Raw genomic sequence first — 417 nt, forward strand, 5'->3', positions numbered from 1 at the left:
GACTCCCGCGGGCCCGGCCCCCCGTCGCGGCCCCGTCGCGGACCGGCCGCGGTCGGTCCGCCGCAGGGGGCCTCGGCCCCACCCGGGCCGCCCACCGACGCCGATCGCCGTCCCCGACCCACCGGCCCCGGGGTTGCGGGGACCATGCCCCGGGCATTCTCCGGTACATCCCCGATCGAACGGAGAACCGGTGCCCCACCCCACCCGCAACCGCCGCGCCCTCACCCGCATCGCCCGTCTGCTCGGCCCCGACGGCGGGGAAGTCCGCCGCTCCGCGGCCGGCACCGATCGGCTGCGGGACGCCCGGCGGCGGGCCCGGCTGGAGATGCGGAGCCGCGGCCGGTGGGACGGGTGAGCCGATCGCGACGGATCCCGCGCCCCGACCGGGCGTGACGCCGGCGGGGCGGGTGGGTGACG

General features: G+C 81.1%; 1 protein-coding gene. It reads left to right on the top strand.

The window, feature by feature from the left end; genetic code table 11:
* The first annotated feature begins 190 nt into the window (after window positions 1–190).
* On the top strand, window positions 191–355 hold the full coding sequence (locus tag FOE67_RS28405) for a hypothetical protein (RefSeq protein WP_182667646.1): 165 nt from the start codon (window positions 191–193) through the stop codon (window positions 353–355).
* The last annotated feature ends 62 nt before the right edge of the window (window positions 356–417 follow it).

This window comes from Streptomyces calidiresistens (assembly GCF_014141525.1).
GTDB lineage: Bacteria > Actinomycetota > Actinomycetes > Streptomycetales > Streptomycetaceae > Streptomyces > Streptomyces calidiresistens.